Raw genomic sequence first — 22170 nt, 5'->3', positions numbered from 1 at the left:
AGTCGTCATGCATCGGTTTGACCAGGATATGGCCCTTGAAAAAAAAGGCGAAACAGCCGTTTCGGGACGTATCAGCGACGAATGGTCGATAAACGGCAATCCCAACGGCGGATATATCATGGCGCTGATGCTGTCATCGATGCTCGATCAGACCGACAAGAAGCATCCGGCCATCGTGACGGCAAATTACATCGGTCCCGCCCGGGTCGGGGAAGATGCATGTTTTGACGTTGAAATCATTTCCCGCGGCAAATCCTTCGACCGGATGCAATCCGTGTTGACCCAGCAGGGAAAAGAAAAGGTCAGGGCCTGGGCAACCTTCGCTGAAAAACACGACGAATGCGGCGATACACGGTATGAACGCACCCCGCCGACCGTCGCCGACCGTGACAGCTGTATCCCCATTCCCGAATTCGGAGGCTATACCCTGTACCGGAACATGGACGTCCGCCTCGATCCCGCCTGTGCGGGCTGGTTCCAGGGACAACTGGCCGATATTTCCGAGCACAAGGGCTGGATTCGTTTCAAGGATCCCCGTCCCATGGACGCTATAGCTCTGGTATTGATGGCCGACGCTTTTCCCCCTCCCGTGATGTCCAGCCAGGGCATGCAGGCCTGGGTTCCCACCATCGAGTTTTCCGTGAATATCAGGTCCGTCCCTCAATCATCCTGGCTGAGGGCCTGCTTCAGGTCCCGTTACATCACCTGCGGTCTCGTCGAGGAAGACGGCGAACTCTGGGATGAAAACGGAACCCTGGTGGCCATCAGCCGTCAGATTGCCCAGTTCAGAAATCGATCCTGAAAAACAAACGAGACCGACACACGGGGAACATCGTTGATCATATGTGTAACGATTATCCCTGTGTGGTGTTTGTTTTACATTGATACATTCATGTATCATAAAATCATGTAACCCATGACACAATCACCCAACGTAAAAAAATAAACTATACATGAAATCAGTATTTTAAATTTTATAGTTGAAAATGGTACATATAATGCAAAGTAAGGCGGCCGTTCACTGTCACACATCGTTTTATCTTGATTTGTATGAAAGGCCGCACGTCGATGAAAACCATTGTTATGATGATTGCGATATCTGTTTTTCTGTTTATGAATGCCCATGCCGAATCCTTCACCTGGACGGCACATGAAACGCTTTCCGAGATCGGGATGACCTCAGATTCTTTGTCGGCCCAGATTTCACCGGTTTTTTTCACACTCAACGATACGCGACGGGATACCGCCTATCCCTCCAACGTCAAAGCGGTGGGCGTCCCTGAACCGGCAACGCTTTTTCTTCTGGGTACCGGTCTTATCGGGCTGGCATCGTCGGTAAGGCGAAACCATAAAAAAAGGTAATGTTTTTTCATTCCCTTTGTGTGTTACTCTTCTCTTTTGGTTTGGGGCGGCCGTCATGGCCGCCCTTTTTTTCGACGGTGATCTCCCGCCCCTGGACATACCGATAAACATCAATTATGTTATTCATGTCTTGCCGATTCTTTCCCTCCATGATACAGTACGCGGTTTTTGAATTTTTCACCTTATTAAACGGTTCCGGACAGACGGAACGAGAATGGAACAAACGATATGGGTTTTGAAGCATTGGGTTTACATCGTCAACTGATCGATGCGGTTGCCGCCATGGGATTTGAAGAACCGACTCCCATCCAGAAAAAAGCGATTCCTGAAATTATCGGCGGCACACGGGATCTGGTTGGCCTGGCCCAGACCGGAACCGGAAAAACGGCGGCCTTCGGTCTGCCCATGATCCAGTTGATCGATTTCACATCCCGAAATACCCAGGGTCTGGTGCTCTGTCCCACGCGGGAATTATGCCTTCAGATCACCCAGGATTTCAAAGCGTTTTGCAGCACGCGCTCCGATGCGTCCATTGTGGCGGTCTACGGCGGCGCCGGTATGGTCAATCAGATCAGGGATGTGAAAAAAGGCGCCCAGGTGATCGTGGCCACACCCGGACGATTGCTGGATCTGATGAACCGGAAAGTGGTGAATCTGAATTTTCTCAACTACCTGGTGCTCGACGAAGCAGATGAAATGCTGAACATGGGATTCAAGGACGATCTGGACGCCATCCTGGCAAGCACCCCGAAAACCCGTCGAACCTGGTTGTTTTCGGCCACCATGCCGTCGGATGTGGCCGCCATCGCCGCCCGGTACATGGATGATCCGGTGGCGATCACCGTGGGAAAGAAAAACAGCGGGGCGTCGAACATCGAGCATGTGAATTACGTGATTCGCGAAAAAGACCGTTACCAGGCCCTCAAACGGGTCATCGACTTTTATCCGGACATCTATGGGCTGATTTTCTGCCGGACCCGTGTGGAAACCCAGGAGATCGCTGAAAAACTCATCAAGGACGGTTATGATGCCGAGGCCCTGCACGGCGATCTGAGTCAGGCGGTCCGTGAAAAGGTCATGGGACGCTTCCGAGAAAAGAATCTTCAGATTCTCGTGGCCACCGATGTGGCGGCCCGGGGCCTGGATGTCAAGGATATCACCCATGTGATTCACTATAAACTGCCCGATGAAATCGAAAGCTATACCCACCGCAGCGGCCGGACGGCCCGGGCCGGAAAATCAGGGGTGGCCATCGTCCTGATGAACACCAAGGAAAGCCGGAAACTCCAGGAAGTCGAACGCCGGGCCGGAATCACCTTCACCCGGAAAAACGTTCCCGGAGGCACGGCGGTCTGTGAAAAACAGCTGTTCGCCATGGTCGGCAAGCTGGTCAGTGTGGATATCAACGAGGCGGAAATCGGTCGTTTTTTGCCTCCGGTCTACGATACCCTGGCCGGCCTGAGCCGGGAGGAACTGATCAAACGGTTCGTGTCCCTGGAATTCAACCGCTTTCTCACCTACTACCAGGATTCCGAAGACATCAATGTGGACATGCACAAACGTGAGAATAGACGGGATAAATACCCGTCTTCCGCTCCCTGGGACCGTCCGGACAAAAAAGACCGGCAGCGGACCGGCAAGCGTGAGCGGGGATCACACGAAGCGACCCAGCGGTTTTTCGCCAGTGCGGGCAACATGGACAATCTCAATCCCGGGGCTCTGGTCCGTCTGGTCTGCGAAAACGCCGGCATTTCGTCCGATAAAATCGGGGCCATTGAAATCATGAGGGAATTTTCCTTTTTCGATGTGGAACAGTCCGTGGCCGATCGGGTCCGCAAGGCCCTGAAAGACGTATCGCTGGACGGACGCAAGCTGACCATCGATTTCGCCGCGCCCAAACTCCCGTCGGATAAACCGTTTAAAAAACCCTTCAACCGGACTGACCGTCCGGCCAGGAAAACGAAACCGGTCCGGGACAAAAAAAAATCCGGAAAAAAATCATCCCCCCGGATGGACTGATATATTAACGGCCCGTTCACTCCTTTCAAACACCAGTCCGCGTATCCAACGCATAGGCCCCCGGCGAAACAGCCGGGGGCCTTTTTTTACGTGCTTACAAACACGGCAACGACCGGGTGATCAATCAACCGCGGCTTAACCCCGTCGGAAAGAACGTCAGCGTTTGTAAAAAAAGGTTGACACGATCGCATATTGTCGACAATATGCAAAATACAACCACACATCATTCCACACCACCACGTTTGCCAAGGAGGAACAACGGATGAACAACGCACAGTCGAACGCATACGATACCATTATTGTCGGCTCGGGACCGGGAGGCGCTTCGGTGGCCAGGGAATTGACCCGGTCTGGCCAATCCGTGCTGATGCTTGAAATGGGCGACAACGCCCCGATTCGCGGTTCACTGTTTCAGATGGCATCAAACGCAGGCATTCCGGGACAGAGCCTTTTGTTCACCGACAAAAAATTCCTGGGAATGGTCCGGGGAATCTGCACCGGCGGCAGTTCGGTGTTTTACTGCGCCACCGCCTTCGATCCGCCCACGGCTATGCTCGATGCCTATGGGATCGATGTTCGGGACCAGGTCCGGGACATCAAGGCGGAACTGCCCATTGCCCCCACCGAGGACCGGCTGATGGGGGTCGGTGCAAAACGGATCATGGACAGCGCCCTTTCCCTCGGGTATCCCTGGGAAAAATTCAACAAGTTCATCTATCAGGATAAATGCCGGGAGAACTGTGACAAATGCAGTTACGGCTGCCCGTACGGGGCCAAATGGACGGCCAGGAATTACGTGGAAGAGGCGGTGGACCAGGGCATGACCCTGATCAACGGCGCCCGGGTCACACGGATACTGTTCGAAAAGGACAAGGCCGTGGGTGTCCGTTACCGGAAGGGGTTCTCCGATCATGAGGTGTCGGCCAACACCATCGTCGTTTCCGCAGGCGGCGTGGGCACCCCTCAGATTCTCAGGCAGAGCGGACTCCACGAAGCCGGTTATGATTTTTTCTTCGACCCCCTGATCATGGTGTTCGGGTCCGTGGACGGTTTGAAAAGCAAAGGAGAAATTCAGATGAGTGCCGGGTATCACAATACGGAAAAAGGGTATCTGATGGTGGATCTGAATTTTCCCACCCCCATGTTCTGGGCCCAGAGTCTTCCCCGCCTGCGCCTGGACAAGGCGTTTTCACGTGACAAGACCCTGATGATCATGATCAAGATCAAAGATGGCCTGGGAGGACGCGTCACCTGGAACGGCGGCGTCAGGAAAAGCATCTCGGCCGCCGACAAAGACAAACTCAAGGAAGGGGCAACCCATGCCCGGCGGATTCTCGAGCAGGCCGGAGCCAAAAGTGTTTTCAAAGGCTGGACCGTGGCCGCACACCCCGGGGGCACGGTCAAGATCAACCACATGCTCGATGCCGATCTGAAAACCCGGAAAGAGAATCTCTATGTGTGCGATTGCTCCGTCATTCCCGAGCCCTGGGGGCTTCCGCCCACGTTGACCCTTTTGGCCCTGGGCCGGCGTCTGGGACGCCACCTGGAGAGCCGGGCGTGAGGGCCGCATGATCGGGCCAAACGGGTTAGAGTCTGACGACGAGGACGCATTCCATGGACGGTGATACAGAGATTCTCAGCGTGTTTCATCCGGTGATGGATACCGTTTACAGCCTGATTCGCGACCGGGAAGCCCGGGGAAGGTGCCGCACCTTTCGATCGGGAACCGTATCGGACTGGCCCGAAGCCGGGCCTCGGGATATCGTGCTGCTGCCGGATCTGGCCGTGGAGCTGGGTCCCCCCGAAGAAGCCTCGGCCGCCTTTCTGGTCTGGACCGGGACAGACGGAAGGGTCAGTGACGGGACCATCCGGCTGATCGGACCGGACGTTGGCGAAACAGAAACATCCCGGCTGCCCTTTGCCAAGGTGGTGATGGTCCGGATAACGCCGGATTGGGATGAACCCTCTTATCGGAATTATCTGAATCTGGATCTGGCACGGTTTGAGGTTTCACTCAAAGGCTACATGCTTCGGGCCGCATCGGGACAGATGCGGGAATGGGCCCGGATCAGCCGGGACGCGACGGCCAAGGGGTTTTCGTTTCATATGCTGGGCACCGCGTTGATAAAAGCCCTGAAAACCCGGCCCGGGGTGCTTGACGCCGAGGTGTTGTTCGTCACCGAGGCCGAGGCGGTCAACGCCCTGATCGAACCCTGCCGGCGGGTCGGCCGACTGATTGGTGCCATGACCCGGATGGTGGAGGAGGACATTACCGACTGTTCGGGCTGCGAGTATCAGGATGTGTGCAGCGACGCCGCCGGCATGCAGGCCCTTCGCAAGGCCCTGTCCGAAAAAAAACGACTGGAAAGGAGGCCCTCGCCGTGACCCGGACCCCCCTCATCATCGCCCTGTGCGGCAAAGGCGGCGTGGGCAAAACCAGCCTGAGCGCCCTGATCACCCGGATGCTCTGCGCCGACCCCGCACGGCGCGTTCTGGCCATCGACGCCGATCCGGCGGTGGGGCTGTCTTATCCTCTGGGCGTTACCGTCCGAAAAACCGTGGACCAGATCCGGCGGGATCTGATCGAGGCCCTGGGCAAAGAACAGCCCGTCAACAAGGAGGAACTGCTTCGTCGTCTGGATTACGACATGTTTTCAGCCCTTGCTGAAAAACGGAATCTGGCCTTTCTGGCCATCGGACGGCCCGAAGGGGATGGGTGTTACTGTCAGGTCAATCATTTGCTCCGGGATCTGATCCGCGATTTGGCCGGGGGCTTCGACGCCGTGGTCATCGACGGGGAAGCGGGCCTCGAACAGATAAACCGGCGGGTCATGGACATGGTCACCCATCTTCTGATCGTCTCGGACACCTCCCTCAAGGGCCGCAACGTGGCCCGGACCATCTTCGACGTCGCCGAAGGCATGGGGATCTTCCGCAAGGCCGGCCTTGTGTTCAACCGGGTTCGGGACGCCCGGGAAGGCGCTTTCGTCGAAGAAGCCAATGCCCTCCCCCTGGTCCATCTGATGAAAGACATCCCCCTGATCCGGGATTACGACCGTGAAGGACGAAGTTTTTTCGATCTGCCCGACGATCCCCACCTCACCGGCCTGGAACGGGCCCTGACGGATTTTATAACGGACGGGTGCCGGCGTTTTTAATGAAAAAGGTTACTTTACCATCACTCTTCATACGTGAGAGGACCGCCGCCACAGTTCCCCCGCCCTGATCAGCGATTGATCTCAACGGCGTCGGAGGGTTCGCCTTCCGGGCCGCCCGGGATGTGGTAGACGATGCGGTACCAGGCGGTGCCGGTGTCCACCGGATGGGCGTCCACGGCCTTGTCGGTGCCGGTCAGGCCGTTGAGGAGTGTGGTCCATGGGGCGTCCGCACGGTCTTTGCGCTGAAGTGACACCGCCATGGTATCCGGGGGCTGCCGGAATGAAATTTTAACGTGGGCAAAGGGCTCGCTGACCGCTTTCAGAGAGGGTCTGGCCGGTTTGGGCACCGGGGGGGGGAGAACCGTGACCAGGTGCTTTTCGCTCACGGGGCTTTCCTTGCCGCCTGCGTCCACCGCCGTCACGGCATACCAGTATCCGTCGCCGGGCACCACGCCGGTATCCTCGAACCGGCGTTTTTTGACGGGAATGTTTTCCGCGATGATCTTTCCCTGCTTCCGGGAGGGATGATCCCGCAGCACGGTGAAGGTTTTTGTTTTGGTATCGTTTTTGGCGGGTTCAAAGGTGAGCCGGACCGTGCCGTCCCGGCCGTCAATGGCGGTGATCACCGGGCGAGCGGGCGGCGTATGATCCTCGAGCGTCACCTTCACCTCCTTGCCGGGTTTGCTCTGACTGCCGTCAAATCCCACGGCGGTCACCCGATAATAGAACGTGCCGTAGGTTCCGGCTTTCAGGGGGTCTTTGTATTGCCGGGGGAGAACGAGGCGGTCGTTCAGCCGGGCCCAGATATCGGAATCTTTGGATCGCCGCTCAACGATGTAGCCTTTGACCGGATCATCCCCTTTTTCCCAGGAGAGCGTGACCATAATGGGGCTGACGTCTGCATTGAGATGTCTGGGTGCCTTTATCTTGCCTGCGGGCACCCGTTCCGTGACGGGCGATGAGGGCTCGCCCAGGGTGCCGTCCGTGCCCACGGCTCTTATCCTGTACTGGTAATAAATGCCTTTGATCACATCCTTGTCGGTGAATTGACGGGTTTTGGGCGACAGACCTTCGGGCGTCAGAGCCTTGAAAAGGCCTCCCGAGCCCGCCGCGCGTTCCACCACAAACCGGGCCGGTCTGGCTTCGTCCGCTGTTTCCCAGGACAGGGTGATGGCCTTTGATCCCGATTTTGCGGAAACATTCCGGGGCGGGATCGTCGTCATCGTATCCGGCACAAACAGAGTCACCGAGGCCGGAGGACCTTTCCTGCCGAAGCAGTCCACGGAAAAGACACGGTAGGTGATGTCCTGCTCCACGGGAACGGCGGTATCCACGTAGGCCGGATCACCCGTTTCCCAGGAAGAACCCAGGATGGCTTTGAATGTCCGGGATTGGGCTTTGTCCCGGGCCGTTCGTTCGACCGCGTAGGAGAGGACCGGATGGACCTTGCTGTCCGGCACCGGCGTCCAGTAAAGTTTGGCGCCTTCCCCATCCGTTTCGATTTTAAGATCCCCGGGTGCGGGCGGCAGGGGTGTGGCCCTGGCCGCGTCCACCGGATTCGACACCAGGCGAATACCCTTGGGGCGCTTGGTTGCATCGAGGCCCGTGACAACGTAGGTGACCGGGCCGGGTGCAACCCCGGTCAGTTTCCAGGCAAGCCCAAAGGCCCGGGCCTTGTCAAAGGAGCTGAGCACGCTCAGGGTGAACAGCCCGTTGAACAGCTCCCGCTCCTCCGTGCCGGCGGATTTGGCCTGGGCCAGGCTGTCAAGAAAGGCCCGGACCGAGTCGGCCTGCTCCGGGGTGAGATCCGCTGCGGCTGCGTTTGAAAGCGGCAGGATCTGAGGCACGAGGATTTTGCCTTTATCCGTTGAAAGCTGCCACCCCTTTGCCGGGATCTTTTCAGCCGGAACGAGCCAGAGAAGATAAACCTCTCCCGCACCGCTCGAGGCTGAAAGAAGCAGGCCCTTCTCGTCGTTTGCCTGGGCTGCCGTCAACACGGCCGGAGCCACCGTCAGCACCAGCCATAAAATCATCGTCATTCTTTTCATATCTGCTCCTAAATACCAAACCGGAATGTGTAACGGCTGGGGCCGGGAACCCATTTGGGCACGCCGAATCGAATCACGCCCTTCATGGACAGGGGCGGGGCTTTCACATCGACGCCGATGCTTTTACTGAACCCGTCGTCCCAGATATCGCCGCTGCAGGGGACATAGGCATGCAGCCCGCCGCCGATGGAAAAATGGCCGTCCAGCGAACCCGGGGCAATGCCCACGGACATGTTGGCATCGGCATAGGCCCTGGCCGCAAAAAGTTTCAGGCACAGCTTTTTCGTATCAAAGCCCAGGTGGCCGCCCACATGGTACCCCACGGGGTATCCGAACTGATAGAAACCCGCCACACCGGCCCGGTTGAACAACGTGATTTCCACGGGGTCATTGGGAAGGCCCGCATGGATCTCCCATTCACTGTCAGAAAAGTGAAGGCCCACCTGACCGATTTTTCCGGGATTGTTCTCATCAAAGGGGATATTGGGGATCTCGCATTTCAAGACCCCGCCATAGAGGCTTAAATTCCCATGGATACTGCCGTAAAATTCCTTGTTCAGATAGGCGAAATAGCCGCCGCCGACATTGATGCCGAAGATGTAGACCGGATTACAGGTTATCTTGATGAGGACGTCCGTCATCCGCACGGTCAGAACACCCCTGAGCGAATAGATGTTGCCGACGGACGAGGGTGATCCGATGGTGACGCCGGCGGAATAAAAGGTGTCGTCCCCTTCGGGTATCGCCTCCATGGGGTCGCCGTCAAAGACGTTTGCATTGAAGCCGTGGGCGATGCCGCCTTCGACCGCCTTCAGATTGACGCCGCTGGTGAAAATCGGCACATCGATGCCGCTGCCCGAAAGGTGGGTCAGCCAGTAGGTTTGACCGTTATGCTTTCCATAGCGGAATTTGGCCCGGACCGCGGCAGGCAGGGTGACCCCGAACATCTCGGGATTCACGTCCCCCCGGAAGGTATCCGTGACAGGCGTCGCGGCCCAGGCGCTGGGAAGCAGAAAGGCGACGACGGGATTGTCCTCGTCCGGGACATCGTACACGGTGGTTCCCCCGCCGGAAAGATCGAGCGTCGGGCTGACCTCGATACTGGACAAGGGTTCCCCGGCCGGATGGAAATCCGAACAGAGGGTGATTTTTGAATGGGACGGCCCTGTGGCCTGAATGTCCTTTCCCGGGGGCCTGTCGATGCCGTAGGTCACATTTACATCCGGCGCGTTGAAGGCATCTCCAAACCGGATCCGGCCGTTGAATAAAAAGGAGAGCCGCTCCTCTTTCTGGAAATCGGTCTGTGCGTGGACGTTGAGACCGGCCAGGGTGAAGTCCGTTTTCCCGAAGGTCGTTGCCCTGTCAAAGGGGATGAAACGGTTTTTCGCCTGATCCCCGCTGTCCGTAAAATGGGCGACCCCGAAAACGTTGAAGAACAGGTCGGTCAGAACGGCCGTGGCAAAGGGGTCCTGACCGTCGGTAAAATCGAAGGTCGTGTCCGTTAAAATGCCCCATCCGGAACCGCGTTTTTCAAACCCTTTGACGGCAACGCTCATGGTCACGTTATCGTACTCTTCCACCACCTTATCGGTGACATTGAAATGAAAGGCGATGTTGGCCGCTTCCTCACCCTGGGTATAGCTGACCGTGGCATCGCCGCCGTCCAGGGTCACATCGGGCCAGGGAATATGGACCTTGACCCCTTTGTAGTTCGCCTCAAGGTGATGATCACCCGATTCGATATCGATGGCATCGAAGCTGATGCTGCCGTCGCCCAGTTTGTATTCGAACTGATTGAACCGCGCCTTTCCGACAATACCCCGGTCCGTGATACTCCAGCCTTTGGCGTCCACCGTGAGGTCGGCCAGGTTGAACAGGTAGGGATAGATGCGGGCCGTCCCCAGGTTGACACCGGCCCAGGGGATGAAATAGGCGGCCTGCGGAACGCCCATGTCCTGGGTCATGGATGAGACGATACTGTCCTGCGCCGTGATGGGCTTGTTTTTTGACGATTTGGTCTTGGCGGTCGATGAACCGCTTTGGGGCAGGGTGACGCTCGTGTTGCCTGAGGGGAGCGTGACCTGCGTTGCCGGAGTGCCGCCAAGGCCGGGAATCGTCAGGGTGTCATCCGACACAGGCGCATCCCCCCGTTTCCAGCTGAGATCCAGGATCACATCATTGGAGGAAATACGGAAATCGCTCCAGTAGATCTCGGTTTCCGGCATGGTTTGCCCCTCGGCGTACCAGCCGTCCTCCGGAACGAGGGCGGCTTCGGCATTCAGCCATTCGGGAGGCAGGGTGGCCCCCACCCGGTGCAGGCCCGAATCCCTGACTTTGACATCCATGGTCGCCGTCAATGGCTCGTTTGCCTGGCCTTTGAGTTTTTTCAGCACCGCCGAAACCGCGGGCAGTTCATCCATGGTTTTGCCGATATTGATTTCGTTGATGTATCCCTTTGTGACCACATAGTTCTCGTCCACCTGCCAGTTGCTGATATGAATGTCCACAAAGTGTTCTTTGATGCTGCTGGGGCCGTCTGGAAGTGAAAAATAAAGGGTGCCTTCACCGGAAAACATCCCGTTCTTCTTGGTGATCCGGTTCTGGAGGTTGGATACGACAAAGGTTTTGCCGCCAGAAACCGGAAAATAAAACGCGCAGGGCCGGCCGGGGCTGGGCGTTTGGACCCAGTAGGTCTTGGGTGCGGCGGCGCGTTTCACATACAGGTAGTATTCGGGTGAGCCCGGTATGCCGTCCAGATACACCCCGCCGTGCTGTCCTCCCGGAACGGCCGGGCGGTATTCCGCATTCTCGAACCCCACCACCGAGGTCTCGACGGAAAGCCGGTGAAGGCCCGCGACGGAAAGGGGCAGGTTGGGCGACTGAAAAGACACAAACCCGTGCCGTTCAGGTTCCGTATATTGGCTGTCGTCATCGAGTTCGGTCCGAATGGGGGAAGGCCCCACCTCTTCCACCGTGTGTGCGATCTCGATGTCGTCCACCTTCCAGATCAGGTTGATCCGCCCGAGACCGAAGTATTCCAGTCGGACCGTGGCGTAAAGCCCCGCATCACAGGTCGAGGCCACCGCATCCGAAGACGGATGGACATTGCCGACAAGGCCTGCCGCCGAATTCTCCACCACCATGGCTGCCGACATGCCTGGTGCGGCCGAAAAGGTCAGGGTTTCACTAGTTTTCTTGATGGGTGGGAGGGTTTTCTTTTCATGGTCGGGAAGCGTCATGGTTTTCCCGACCCCGACGCTTACCGGAGAATCGATCATGATCACGCCGTCAGACGTCGCTTCCTGTCCGGAAAAGCCGGAAATGGAAAGATCGATCAGGTGGAGGTCGCCGGTGGCCGCGGGATCGGGTCTCACATCGATGACCTTGGGCTGGCAATAGAGCAGAAAGGCATTGCTGCCCGGAGCTTCGAAGCCCAGGTTGTTGACCACGGCAACGGTTTTATTTTTCGACACCCCGGCTGCAACCGGCCCTGCCGTCTCCGTCACGGTGTGGGACAGGGAGGCGAAAAGACGTTCACCGTATAATGGATCGGAAACCCTGGTCTCCTGATAGACCGAACCGCCCACGGGGGCCTTGGCGGCCTGAACAATGCTGTGGATCTTTCCGGCTTCTTCCCTGGGGAGGACGAACAGGCGCACGGGAAACTTCTGGGCATAGCGGTAATTGTGGATAATGGAAAGCGAGAGAACCCCTGTGGGATCTTTATCCACTTTACTGCCGATGCTCGTGACCACATCCCTGGGAACGACATAGGGCCGGTCAAAGGTCCCGTCACCCCAGTCGATAAAGACATTGTCAAGCTGCCAGCCCATGACCGTATATGTCGGGATCACGGTACTCTGTGATGCGTTGGAGGTTGATGTCGAAGGGTCAGTCGGCATATAAGACGTTTCGGGATCGTCATAGACGGGCGTGGAGGCGATGGACCAGGGGCAGCCTTCCAGGGTGAAATCCCCCGTCAGTCTCAAATCCTGGCCCACAAACAGGTTGTCTCCTTCGACCGTTCCGCCGATGTCGTCATTGGCCGGGTTGATGTTCAGCTGGGTCACGGTGTTGGCGCTGGAACAGATGAGGCCCGTGGGGCTGTACTGGGGCAGCTTCAGGGGCCAGCGCTCGGAGACGGCTGTTTCAACATCGCTTGTGACCGGAAGGTATTTCCCGGCCTGGCTTGAATAGGTGTAGGACATCAGCCGTTTGAATCCCGCCACCTCCCAGTAGCAGTCGATCTCGTCCTTGTGTGTTTCGATATAGTCCTCATCGGTTCGGGGGCCATAGGACGACCCTGACGAGGTCCCGGCCGCCGCCGAAAAGCCCGCCGCGGCAATCGTCGCTGCGTCCGGCTTGAAGGTCGTGCGTTTGACGCCATCGGTTCCCGACACCGTGGTTGTGATTTTTCCGGGATCGTCATCCGGTCGAATGGCCGCAAACATCTCCGTCAGAAAGGCCACATCCGGAACATAAAACGAATCAGGAAGCGGAGAGCCTTCGATTTTTCGGGTGACCAGGACCTTGCCGGACGTGCTTATGATGCGCAGTTCATACCACTGACTTCCGCCCGCCTGTTTTTCCTCCCAGGTAAAGACGTTCGCATCGTCGCTGGTGGGAATCCCGCTGTCATGCCAGGCGTTTTCCATGATCCACAGATCCCCGAATTCAGGCTTTTCCAGTTCGATAACGCCTTTGACGATCTTTATGTCTTCGATCGCCGTATGTTTGATGGCCGCCGAAAGCACGGGGGCCTGATACGTGTAGGGAATCACGTAGCCGGAAAGGCCGGTGTCGGCCCAGGCATGAAACGTGTTTTGTCGCATCTTCAAGCGCTTCTGGCCGTAGGCTTTCGCATCCACCCGGATGGTCATGGTCGTGTAGCCGGCGGCTTTGACATCGATGTTCTCGATGGTGATGCCGTCTTCCAAATGAAGCAGGGTGTCCTCATCCACATCGGTTCCAAAAATGGACACCTCGTAGGTCTTTCCGGCAAACCAGCGGTTGGGGGTCATCCCCCCGACCTTGACCACGGGTTTGGGCGGTGCCACAGGTTGGGGTGCGGCAGACGGCGGCATGTCCGGCTGGGGCGTATCCGGCATGATCACCATGTCTGTCATCACCTCCACGCCGGAGAGACCCGCCAGCACGGTGACCGTGGCGGCACCGGCATGGGACCCTTTTTCATCCACAGCCTTGACGATTCTGGCTCCCGGTGAGGCGGTCTGGGCCACATCGAGGGTGCATGTGAGCATGTTCGGGGACGCGGCAGAGGTTTTCAGGCCTTTTGCGGTGATGCCCGCACCGCAATCCAGGCCTTTAACGCCCGACAGGTTCGAGCCCGTGATGACGACGTTGTAGGATTTCCCCCGGCTCAGGGCATTGGGCGCAAGGGATTGAACGGTGGGCGGCACATAGAGAGGATTGACCGTGACATACACCGGGGTGGGTCTGAGCTGATCCTTGTAAAGAATGGAAACCTGCCGTTTTCCGGGCGCGGCCTGGGCTGAAACGGAAAGCATAACCGAGGCCTGGGTGTCGTTGATCATATGATAATTCGACGTGCCGATGCCGTCGCCCAGCCGGATGCCCATGGCGGAAGAAAGGTTTGCGCCGGACAAGGTGACGCTCAGGGCCTGACCCTGGGTCAGGGTATTGGGGAAGACACCGGTCAGGGTGGGTGCCGCCTGCTGGAACGGGTTTGTGATCCCCGGGGTGACGGTGTCCTGATGAAGGGTTACCGGGCTTTTCCCGACGGCGTCAGGTCCTGCAAAACACGGGGCGCCCAGACTCGACAGCCACACGGCGCACACTACCGAAAGCGCCCGCATCAGCCTCTTCACAAGGGTCATGTTCATCGTGTCCTCGTCCTGTAATAATCAGTTATCAAAGGTAAGTTGAGTCATAACGCTTTTTCCGGTCAGACGTGTGTCCTCATGAAAACCCTGGATCGTGTAATGGTAGGTCTCACCCGGTTTCAAAAAACGCGCAAGGATTTCCGGGCGCAGGGCGTAGCTGTTCTTTTTGCTGTAGGCGCTGAAAATGGGGGCCTGGTCCGGCTGTTTAAAGATGTGCACCATATAGACTTCGGTATTCGGAACACTCTGCCAGGCGAGGGTCAGGGGTTTGAAGGGCAGGGGCCCGCCGCTGCCGGGCGTGAGGACGGCGATTTCGGTTTCGGTCACATAGGCCTGTTCCGTCACATAATACACCACCCTGGGAAAGGGGATATCGAGAAGCGGTTCGGTGATCACGAAACGGACCACATGGCTGCCCGGCTTGAAGGTGGAAAGTCCCGGCATGGAAGGATAGGTGATCACCTCCTGGGGGCCGACACTCAATTGCTTGAAGAAATGATGCTTTTTAATCCCGTCCACCTCCCAGTACCCTTTGATGAATCCGGTTCCGGAATAGTTGATGATGGTGCTCAGCTCGGGGGCCGGCTGGTTGCGGAAAAGGGTGACCTCGGGCCTGCCCGTGTCGAACACGGTTTCGATGCGTTTGATGTCGAAGTCTTCGACCCTTAAGGTCATCGTGGCCGGATTGGGAGGCTCTGCATCAAAATCAGCATCGTGTACACTGATGGTGTAGATCCCGGCTTTGTCATAGATGTGTGTGATCTGGAGCGTGGAATCTGTCTGGGTCACCGTGCCGACCAGACGGCCGTCTCCCCTGGCGTCGCCGAATGAAATATAGATATCACTGGGGGGTGAATCCGTTGTGACCGCGATCGTAAAGGTCACCGCCTTGTTGATAATGGCCGGATTCGGGCTGGCAGAAACGGTGATGGCGAGGGCGTCCGTAACGGCACAAAGCACAAGGGCCACAATGATCGACGCGATGAGACTGTGTTTTGAAAACATACCTTTAGTATCTCCTTTCTCATTCATCCGCTAATAAGACAGAGCAAGCGTACCGGTAAGGACCAGATAGATACGGGTCTCATCCGAATCCGTGCCTGCGACATCATCCCTTGTATGGTTTTGACTGAGCTGCAGTTTGACGGACGGTGAAAATATCTGACCCAGGGGTTCGGGCCATGTGTAGCTGAGCTGAAGATCACCGGAGGCGGTGTTCTGGTCCACGGCGTCGTCATCGGATTTGACCTGGCTGTAGGCGGCGGATCCGTCCAGGGAGAGGCCGTGGGACCATCTGAGCGCAAAAGAAAGGTTGGCGCTCAGGGTATCCTGATCGACATCGAGGCTCTCTGCCGTATAGCGGTTGAAGGACAGGGACGGTGACAGGGAATACCGCTCGGTGTTGAATCCGGAAAAAAGCGTCAGGGTGTGTGTGCGGGTGTCGTAATCGGCGTTTGTTTCATCATCCATTTGCGAATACGCAGGCTGAAACCCCAGGACGAAGGCGTTTTTGAAATAGGACAGGGACCCGGTAAACGAATCCGTGGTGCTTTCAATCCGGCTCGCGCCTGCGGGTTCATGGGAACTGTCCTGGAGGGAGCGCTGCCATCCAATGCTCATGGGAAGGGTTGGGAATTTCGTGAACGAATAGGTTGTCCCATATTGGGTGGAACCGATCCGGGGCCGATCCGGGTCTCGGTCCAGATTGTCGTCATAGCGTCCAACGGTTATCAGAACCGACTGGCCTTCGCCATTGAACCCGGCCTGGGTGGTCCATCCTTTCCGGTCCTTTTGGATCGACGAGGCAATCACCTGGTAATCCGCTCCGGTATATTCATACAGCAGATCATAATTGAAAAAATCAAGGGTGCCGGAAACCTGGCCCTGAAAGGCCTTGTCCGAGTCCGAATCCCGGCCGTCGGCGGTGTCGGCATCATAATCCGACCAGTCCGCCTCCAGGCGGGTGACGAGGCTGTTGTCGAAAAAGTTCGTTTTCACTTCCAGACCGAACACATCGCCCCTGGTGTCGGCGGCGGGCGGCCAGGTGTTGAAGGCTTCCGCTTCGGCATCTTCGCCGCCATTGGCGTAAATGGCCCGAAGGGTAAGCTTTTCTTCAAAAAGAGCCCCACCCGTGATGATGCCCAGAAGGTGATCCGTGTTCTGAAGCGACAGGTCCTCGCCGGGACGTTCCCCGAACTCATTGCGGCTTTTGAGTGAAAAGCCTTTGACGAAAAAACCCTGGGTCGTCGCACCCAGGGCCACGCCCCTGCGGTACAGGCTGCCGATGGTGTTTGAGGTTCCTTCGACGGACAGGTCCCCCAGGCCGGCGTCCAGGGTGGCGGAACCGGCCTCAAGGTCACCCCTGAGCAGGTAATTCGCCAGATAAAGGCCATCGTTCACCGGTTCGGCCATCCCGTGTTCCTGATCGCTGTAGCGCGCGTTGGCCGTAAGACCCATGGTCCAGGGCCCCCGGCCCACCGTGTTGTCACTTTCAAGATTGCCCTCGACCCGCCAGTGGGGTCCCGGCCCGGCATTACCGTCCTCATCGTGCGCCATCAGCTGCGTATAAACGGCGGAGATGCTGTTGACGGATGTGGCGGTTTCAAAGGTCGTGGAATGACGCGTTACGAAGTCGGCCTGCCCGTCATGCACCTTGTTTTGTCGATCCACAAGCCGGACTGACACCGTGTGCTTTCCGGCGGGCATGACATGAAAGGGCGTCAGGGTAAACCCGCTTTCCGAAAAAGTCACAAGGCCGGTCATGTCGGTCTGATCAACCATGACAAACAGGGTTTCCCTGAGATAAGGAACCGAAATCAGACACGTTATTTCCGGTTTCTTGGCAATGGTCGTTTCTCCGGCCCTCGGCCGTTCAAATACGATATCCTGGGCCCGCAAGGCGACGGGAAACGCCGAAAACCCCACAAGACCGGCAACCACAAACACACACAGACGGACCCTTAATTGTAACGGTCGGCTGAGACACATCAGACCACGTACCATCATACGCTCCCGTATTTCATTGCGACGCAATGGTTCAATGCATTGATTATCACCTGATCAGCGGCGAATGTTTACTCTCGAAGAACACACATTTCCTTCATACTCCAACTTCACCAAAAAAGAAACACCCGATAACGTAAAAATTCAACGCTGTCCGGGTTTTAATCACCACCCCAGCCGAAATCATTTTTTCTCTCCGGAGCGAGGATGAATGGGACGCCGGTTTTACCAGTTACAAGGCGGGCATCAACGCTCCGGCTTCGTCCAAACCTTCGCCCATCTGCGTGACGACATCAGCGACCAATCACGGCTTCGAAACGTTTTTCTTTTTGACCCCGCCTGCGAAGCATGATAATTTCCCCTTATCTTTCAACTGCTTCTACATCGCCGGCCTCGTGGATCAGATGTCCGACGCATCCGCCGATCAGTCGTCGGGCATCGATCAGGTGAACAAGGCCATCGCCGAGATGGACACGGTGGTTTCTGCAAGATACTTCCACCGCCGAAGAATCCGACGCTCGCCGGGATCGGACGCTTTCAAAACCCACTGACGGAGGAACACCCATGAAACAACCCCTTGCCGGGCTTTACATTCTGATTATCCTTGCGCTGGTTCAGGCCTGCACCACACCCATGAACATTCAGGGCGCGGCAGCCGTCATCAGAACGGACAGGGCCACCGACGACCGTGTGTTTCTTTGCGCCCATGAGATGGCGGAGGGCATCCGGTCCGGACAATTCACATCGCTGGAACTCATCACGGCCTGCCTCGATCACATCGACGTGCACAACCCTGCCCTGAACGCAATGGTCACCCTGGACAGAGAGGGAGCACTGGCCAGAGCCCGACAGGCCGACGACGCGCGTTCCAGGGGCGAATGGTGGGGCCCCCTTCATGGGGTGCCGGTGACGATCAAGGACAACGTGGCCACCTGTGGCATGCGAACCACCAGCAGCATGGAAAAGACCGCCGAGTATATTCCGGAGGCCGATGCCCCGGTGGTTGAGCGCCTGCGCAAGGCAGGCGCCATCATCCTCGGAAAGACGAACCTGCCCGCCCTGGGCATGGATTACCAGACCCGAAGCCCTCTCTTCGGCGTGACGAACAACCCCTGGGACCTGACGCGAACACCCGGAGGAAGCACCGGCGGCGGGGCTGCGGCCGTGGCGGCGGGATTCACGCCCCTTGAAATCGGCAACGACATCGGCGGTTCCATCCGCATTCCCGCCCATTTCTGCGGGATTTACGGCCTGAAGCCCACGGAGCACCGCGTTCCCAACACCGGCCTGTCACCGGGCCTGTCCGACAAGCCGTTCCGGTCGATCCGCCACCAGCTGTCCATCGGCCCCCTGGCCCGGTCCATCGAGGATCTCAAACTCTGCCTGTCCATCATTGCCGGACCGGACGGCCATGATCCGGACGTGCCCGATCTGCCACTGAGCGAGCCTCCGAAAAAAGCCCTCACGGATCTTAAAATCGCCTGGATCGACACCGTCGGCGATGTGCCTGTCTCGGCGGAAACACAAGAGGCCCTGGCCCGGTTCGCGGCGGCCCTTGCGGGCGCCGGATGCACCATAGAGAAGGTCAGCACTCCGGGCCTTGACGTCACGTCGGCCTGGCGCACCTACGGCAAGCTGATCGACCTTGAAACCGGTGTCTATTCTCCGCCTGTGGCCCGTTTCTTCCAATATCTGCTGGGCAGTTCCTATCGCAAAAACACGCCGACAATTTCCATGGCTTACCCCATGTCCTACGAAACCTATTTGACCGTCCTGACCCGGCGCGAGGAGTATATGCTGGCCATGGACCGCTTTCTGTCGTCCTACGATGCGCTGATCTGCCCCGTTCACACGACGGCGGCCTATCCCCACATCGAGGCGGACCGGTATTTCGGCCCCTATCCGATCTACAAAAAGCCCTTTGCCGTGGACGGTCAGACCCTTCCCTACATGGTGGCCAACGGAGCCTACACCACCCTGTTCAACCTGACCGGCCATCCGGTGGTGGTCATGCCCGTGGGATACGACAACGACCACCTGCCCATCGGCATCCAGGTCGTGGGGCACAGGTGGCACGACCTGGCCCTTCTCGACACGGCCGCCCAGCTGGACACGGTGGCCGGCGCCTACCGCCGTCCGCCGGGGTTCTGATGGGAAAGGGGTCATCGATGAAAACCTTCGCCCGGTCAAAGGCCGTCCCGGGTCCGGACACCGGGAATACGCAAAAAATGAATTATTAAACTGAATTTATGGAATATAATTGTTTTTTGCATCAAGACGGATTAACGCGCTTCCTTTCGGATATAGGGACTGTTGGGACTGGAAACGTTTTTTACGGGTTCATCAATCGTGTGGTCTCGGAAAAAGCTTTTTGGGATCAAATGGCATGCGGCCGATACGCTTTCTCGGTTTAACTGTCTCTTTTCAGTCCCGTTGCCGGACACTTATTTTGAATTAAATGTTTGATTGATTTTATCGGTCAGTTCTTTGACCGAAAATGGTTTTGTCATGAAATTCGCCCCCTTTTCAAGAACACCGTGCCGTGCGATCACATGTTCAGTGTAGCCGGACATATACAGGCATCGGATATCCGGATCGATTTCACCAAGTCGGCGTGCCAGTTCACGGCCATTCATCTGAGGCATGACCACATCGGTGATCAGCAGATGAATTTTCTCTTTATACGACAAAGCCATATCAATGGCATTTTCCGGAACGTTTGCAGTAAGAACCGTGAACCCAAGATGCTCAAGAATGGATTTGCCGATATCAAGCACCGCCATATCGTCATCCACCAGGAGAACCGTACCGGAGACGTTATTATGATTTTTCGCGGGAATAACCGTTTCCGGTTTATCGTCCTCTCCTTCGATCAACGGGAAATAGATTTTAAATGTTGTTCCCCTGCCCACTTCACTATAGACATGAATGAAGCCATCGTTTTGTTTAACAATCCCGTATACCGTTGACAGACCCAATCCAGTCCCGCGACCCACTGCCTTTGTGGTAAAAAAGGGTTCGAAAATCTTCTCCAGGGTTTTTTTGTCCATCCCGCAACCGTTGTCACTGACGGACAACATGACATAAGCGCCCGGATGGAACCAGACATGCCCTTCGCAGTAGGCGTCATCTATGACGACGCTTTGTGTTTCAATGGTAACTTTGCCCACATCCTGAATGGAATCTCTGGCATTGACAATAAGATTGGCTAAAATCTGATCGACTTGAGACGGATCAATCAATATTCTGCCGATTCCCTGCCCGGGCAGCCATGCAAGATACGTATTCTCTCCGATCAGTCTCTGGAGCATCTTCAGCATGCCGACGATCGTCTTATTGATATCCAGCACTTTAGGGTTGATCGCCTGCTTCCGGGAAAATGCCAGGAGCTGCCGAATCAGATTGGTGGAACGATGGGTCGCATCAAGGATTGATTTTTGTCGTTCCAGAATCTTCGCATCGAGCCCCTTGTCCATCATTACAAGTTCGGCGTTCCCACTGACAACAGATAATATATTGTTGAAATCATGGGCTATGCCACCGGTGAGATGGCCTATGGCCTCCATTTTTTGTGCCTGAAGCAACTGGGATTCGAGAAGGGCTTTTTCCGTCTCGGCCTGCTTCCGTTTCGTGATATCAATTCCCATTATAATAATATGGTTGGTTTGGGCTATGGATAGGCTCCCGGAGGATACGAGCAGGGTAAACCGTTTCCCGTTTCGTGAGCGAACAACAATTTCAATCTCCAGAATTTGTTGTTCAGAAGAAATATGGTCTTGGATGATTTGAAAATCAGTTTCGTTTTCCCACAGGTTAAGATCCCTGGAGTTCTTGCCAATGATGTCTTCGGGCGCATAACCCGTCAATGAGCAGAAAGAATTGCTGATATCAACAAAACGACCGTGAGGAAGACTGATAAGGCATATGATAACAGGACTCAGATGAAATACTTTGGAGAATTTTTCTTCGGACTCATGAAGAAGGACATGCGTTGACAGGATTTCTGACTGGGCATCGCTTAGCTTTCTATTTTTTTCCATGAGTTCTTTGTTGATAGCCAGAACGATGGCTTCGGTCTTCCGGTGTCTTTCAATCCCTTCCTTTGCCCTGTCGAGAGCCGTCTTATTGATCGTGAATACGCTGTAAGCTGCAATGCAGGTGATGATGCAGGCCAAGGTGTTATCACTGATGTATTCAATCACGGCGAAATCAGAGACGGGAATTTGAAAGCGATAGTTATAAAAAAAAGCCAGCATGAATCCGATATTCAGTGAACCGTATGCGAAAATGGCGGACCTTCGACGCGTTATAGCCATTGGCAGCAGACTCAGGATACAGATAACGAATACGATCGTATCAAGACGCGATAATGGGGGGCTGTTGTCAACAGCCATCACGGCCCAGACGCTGATCAGATTAATGATAATGATCATGTGGGCGGATATGGAGAAATGTCCGCAAATCAGCAAGCCAAAGGCACACGGCATCATGATGAAACCGAGAATCATTATCGGGATCAGGATTTTTGCGTTATGAAACCCTTTGAGGTTAAAATAAACCGAAATAAATATGCTCATGACGATCATGAGCATACTGAACAGACACACGATGAAAAAAAATCGTGCTTTCAGCTGGAGGTCAAGTTCTGATTGTGAGTAACGTGACAATGCACGGTCAAACAGGTTGCCCATGTGAATCCCATAATGTCAATAATTG

The 22170-nt window shown here is 56.2% G+C and carries 13 protein-coding genes; 8 read left to right on the top strand and 5 right to left on the bottom strand.

Annotated features, from left to right (window positions below; translation table 11 throughout):
• Positions 1 to 7: 7 nt before the first annotated feature.
• The 6 genes from ACYQ11_RS12570 to ACYQ11_RS12545 all read left to right on the top strand — a co-directional run bounded on the left by ACYQ11_RS12570 (position 8) and on the right by ACYQ11_RS12545 (position 6539).
• Positions 8 to 802 (top strand): acyl-CoA thioesterase, encoded by a 795-nt coding sequence (locus ACYQ11_RS12570; protein ID WP_459924142.1) that lies wholly within the window; start codon positions 8 to 10, stop codon positions 800 to 802.
• Positions 803 to 1068: 266 nt separating this feature from the next.
• Positions 1069 to 1362, top strand: a complete 294-nt coding sequence (locus ACYQ11_RS12565; RefSeq protein WP_459924141.1) for a PEP-CTERM sorting domain-containing protein — start codon at positions 1069 to 1071, stop codon at positions 1360 to 1362.
• A 228-nt stretch (positions 1363 to 1590) separates the two neighbouring features.
• Complete coding sequence (locus ACYQ11_RS12560; protein WP_459924140.1) at positions 1591 to 3381, top strand: DEAD/DEAH box helicase; 1791 nt, start codon at positions 1591 to 1593, stop codon at positions 3379 to 3381.
• Between the two features lie 262 nt (positions 3382 to 3643).
• Positions 3644 to 4942, top strand: a complete 1299-nt coding sequence (locus ACYQ11_RS12555; RefSeq protein WP_459924139.1) for a GMC family oxidoreductase N-terminal domain-containing protein — start codon at positions 3644 to 3646, stop codon at positions 4940 to 4942.
• Positions 4943 to 4995: 53 nt separating this feature from the next.
• Positions 4996 to 5766, top strand: a complete 771-nt coding sequence (locus ACYQ11_RS12550; RefSeq protein WP_459924138.1) for a hypothetical protein — start codon at positions 4996 to 4998, stop codon at positions 5764 to 5766.
• Positions 5763 to 6539, top strand: coding sequence for an ATP-binding protein (locus ACYQ11_RS12545; RefSeq protein ID WP_459924137.1), 777 nt, complete (start codon positions 5763 to 5765; stop codon positions 6537 to 6539). Before ACYQ11_RS12550 ends, ACYQ11_RS12545 begins: the two co-directional genes overlap by 4 nt.
• A gap of 68 nt (positions 6540 to 6607) precedes the next feature.
• On the opposite strand, the gene ACYQ11_RS12540 is transcribed toward ACYQ11_RS12545, so the two are convergent.
• From ACYQ11_RS12540 to ACYQ11_RS12525, 4 genes are read right to left on the bottom strand one after another with little or no spacing between them, the layout of a single operon-like run.
• Complete coding sequence (locus ACYQ11_RS12540) at positions 6608 to 8587, bottom strand: fibronectin type III domain-containing protein (RefSeq protein ID WP_459924136.1); 1980 nt, start codon at positions 8585 to 8587, stop codon at positions 6608 to 6610.
• Between the two features lie 8 nt (positions 8588 to 8595).
• Complete coding sequence (locus ACYQ11_RS12535) at positions 8596 to 14445, bottom strand: hypothetical protein (protein ID WP_459924135.1); 5850 nt, start codon at positions 14443 to 14445, stop codon at positions 8596 to 8598.
• Positions 14446 to 14472: 27 nt separating this feature from the next.
• The gene (locus ACYQ11_RS12530; RefSeq protein ID WP_459924134.1) at positions 14473 to 15456 is read right to left on the bottom strand and encodes a PKD domain-containing protein; all 984 of its coding nucleotides are present in this window, start codon (positions 15454 to 15456) and stop codon (positions 14473 to 14475) included.
• A 30-nt stretch (positions 15457 to 15486) separates the two neighbouring features.
• Positions 15487 to 17457 (bottom strand): hypothetical protein, encoded by a 1971-nt coding sequence (locus tag ACYQ11_RS12525; protein WP_459924133.1) that lies wholly within the window; start codon positions 17455 to 17457, stop codon positions 15487 to 15489.
• Positions 17458 to 17858: 401 nt separating this feature from the next.
• On the opposite strand from ACYQ11_RS12525, the gene ACYQ11_RS12520 reads away from it, so the two are divergent.
• Together ACYQ11_RS12520 and ACYQ11_RS12515 are read left to right on the top strand one after the other, a co-directional pair.
• Positions 17859 to 18005: a hypothetical protein gene (locus tag ACYQ11_RS12520; protein WP_459924132.1), complete on the top strand. Its 147-nt coding sequence runs from the start codon at positions 17859 to 17861 to the stop codon at positions 18003 to 18005.
• Between the two features lie 13 nt (positions 18006 to 18018).
• Positions 18019 to 19605: an amidase gene (locus ACYQ11_RS12515; protein WP_459924131.1), complete on the top strand. Its 1587-nt coding sequence runs from the start codon at positions 18019 to 18021 to the stop codon at positions 19603 to 19605.
• A 293-nt stretch (positions 19606 to 19898) separates the two neighbouring features.
• Here the strand turns inward: ACYQ11_RS12515 and ACYQ11_RS12510 are convergent, their stop codons facing one another.
• The gene (locus ACYQ11_RS12510; RefSeq protein WP_459924130.1) at positions 19899 to 22145 is read right to left on the bottom strand and encodes an ATP-binding protein; all 2247 of its coding nucleotides are present in this window, start codon (positions 22143 to 22145) and stop codon (positions 19899 to 19901) included.
• Positions 22146 to 22170 lie beyond the last annotated feature (25 nt).

The organism is Desulfatiferula olefinivorans, from assembly GCF_054657895.1.
This window is presented reverse-complemented; position numbering and strand designations above follow the sequence as displayed.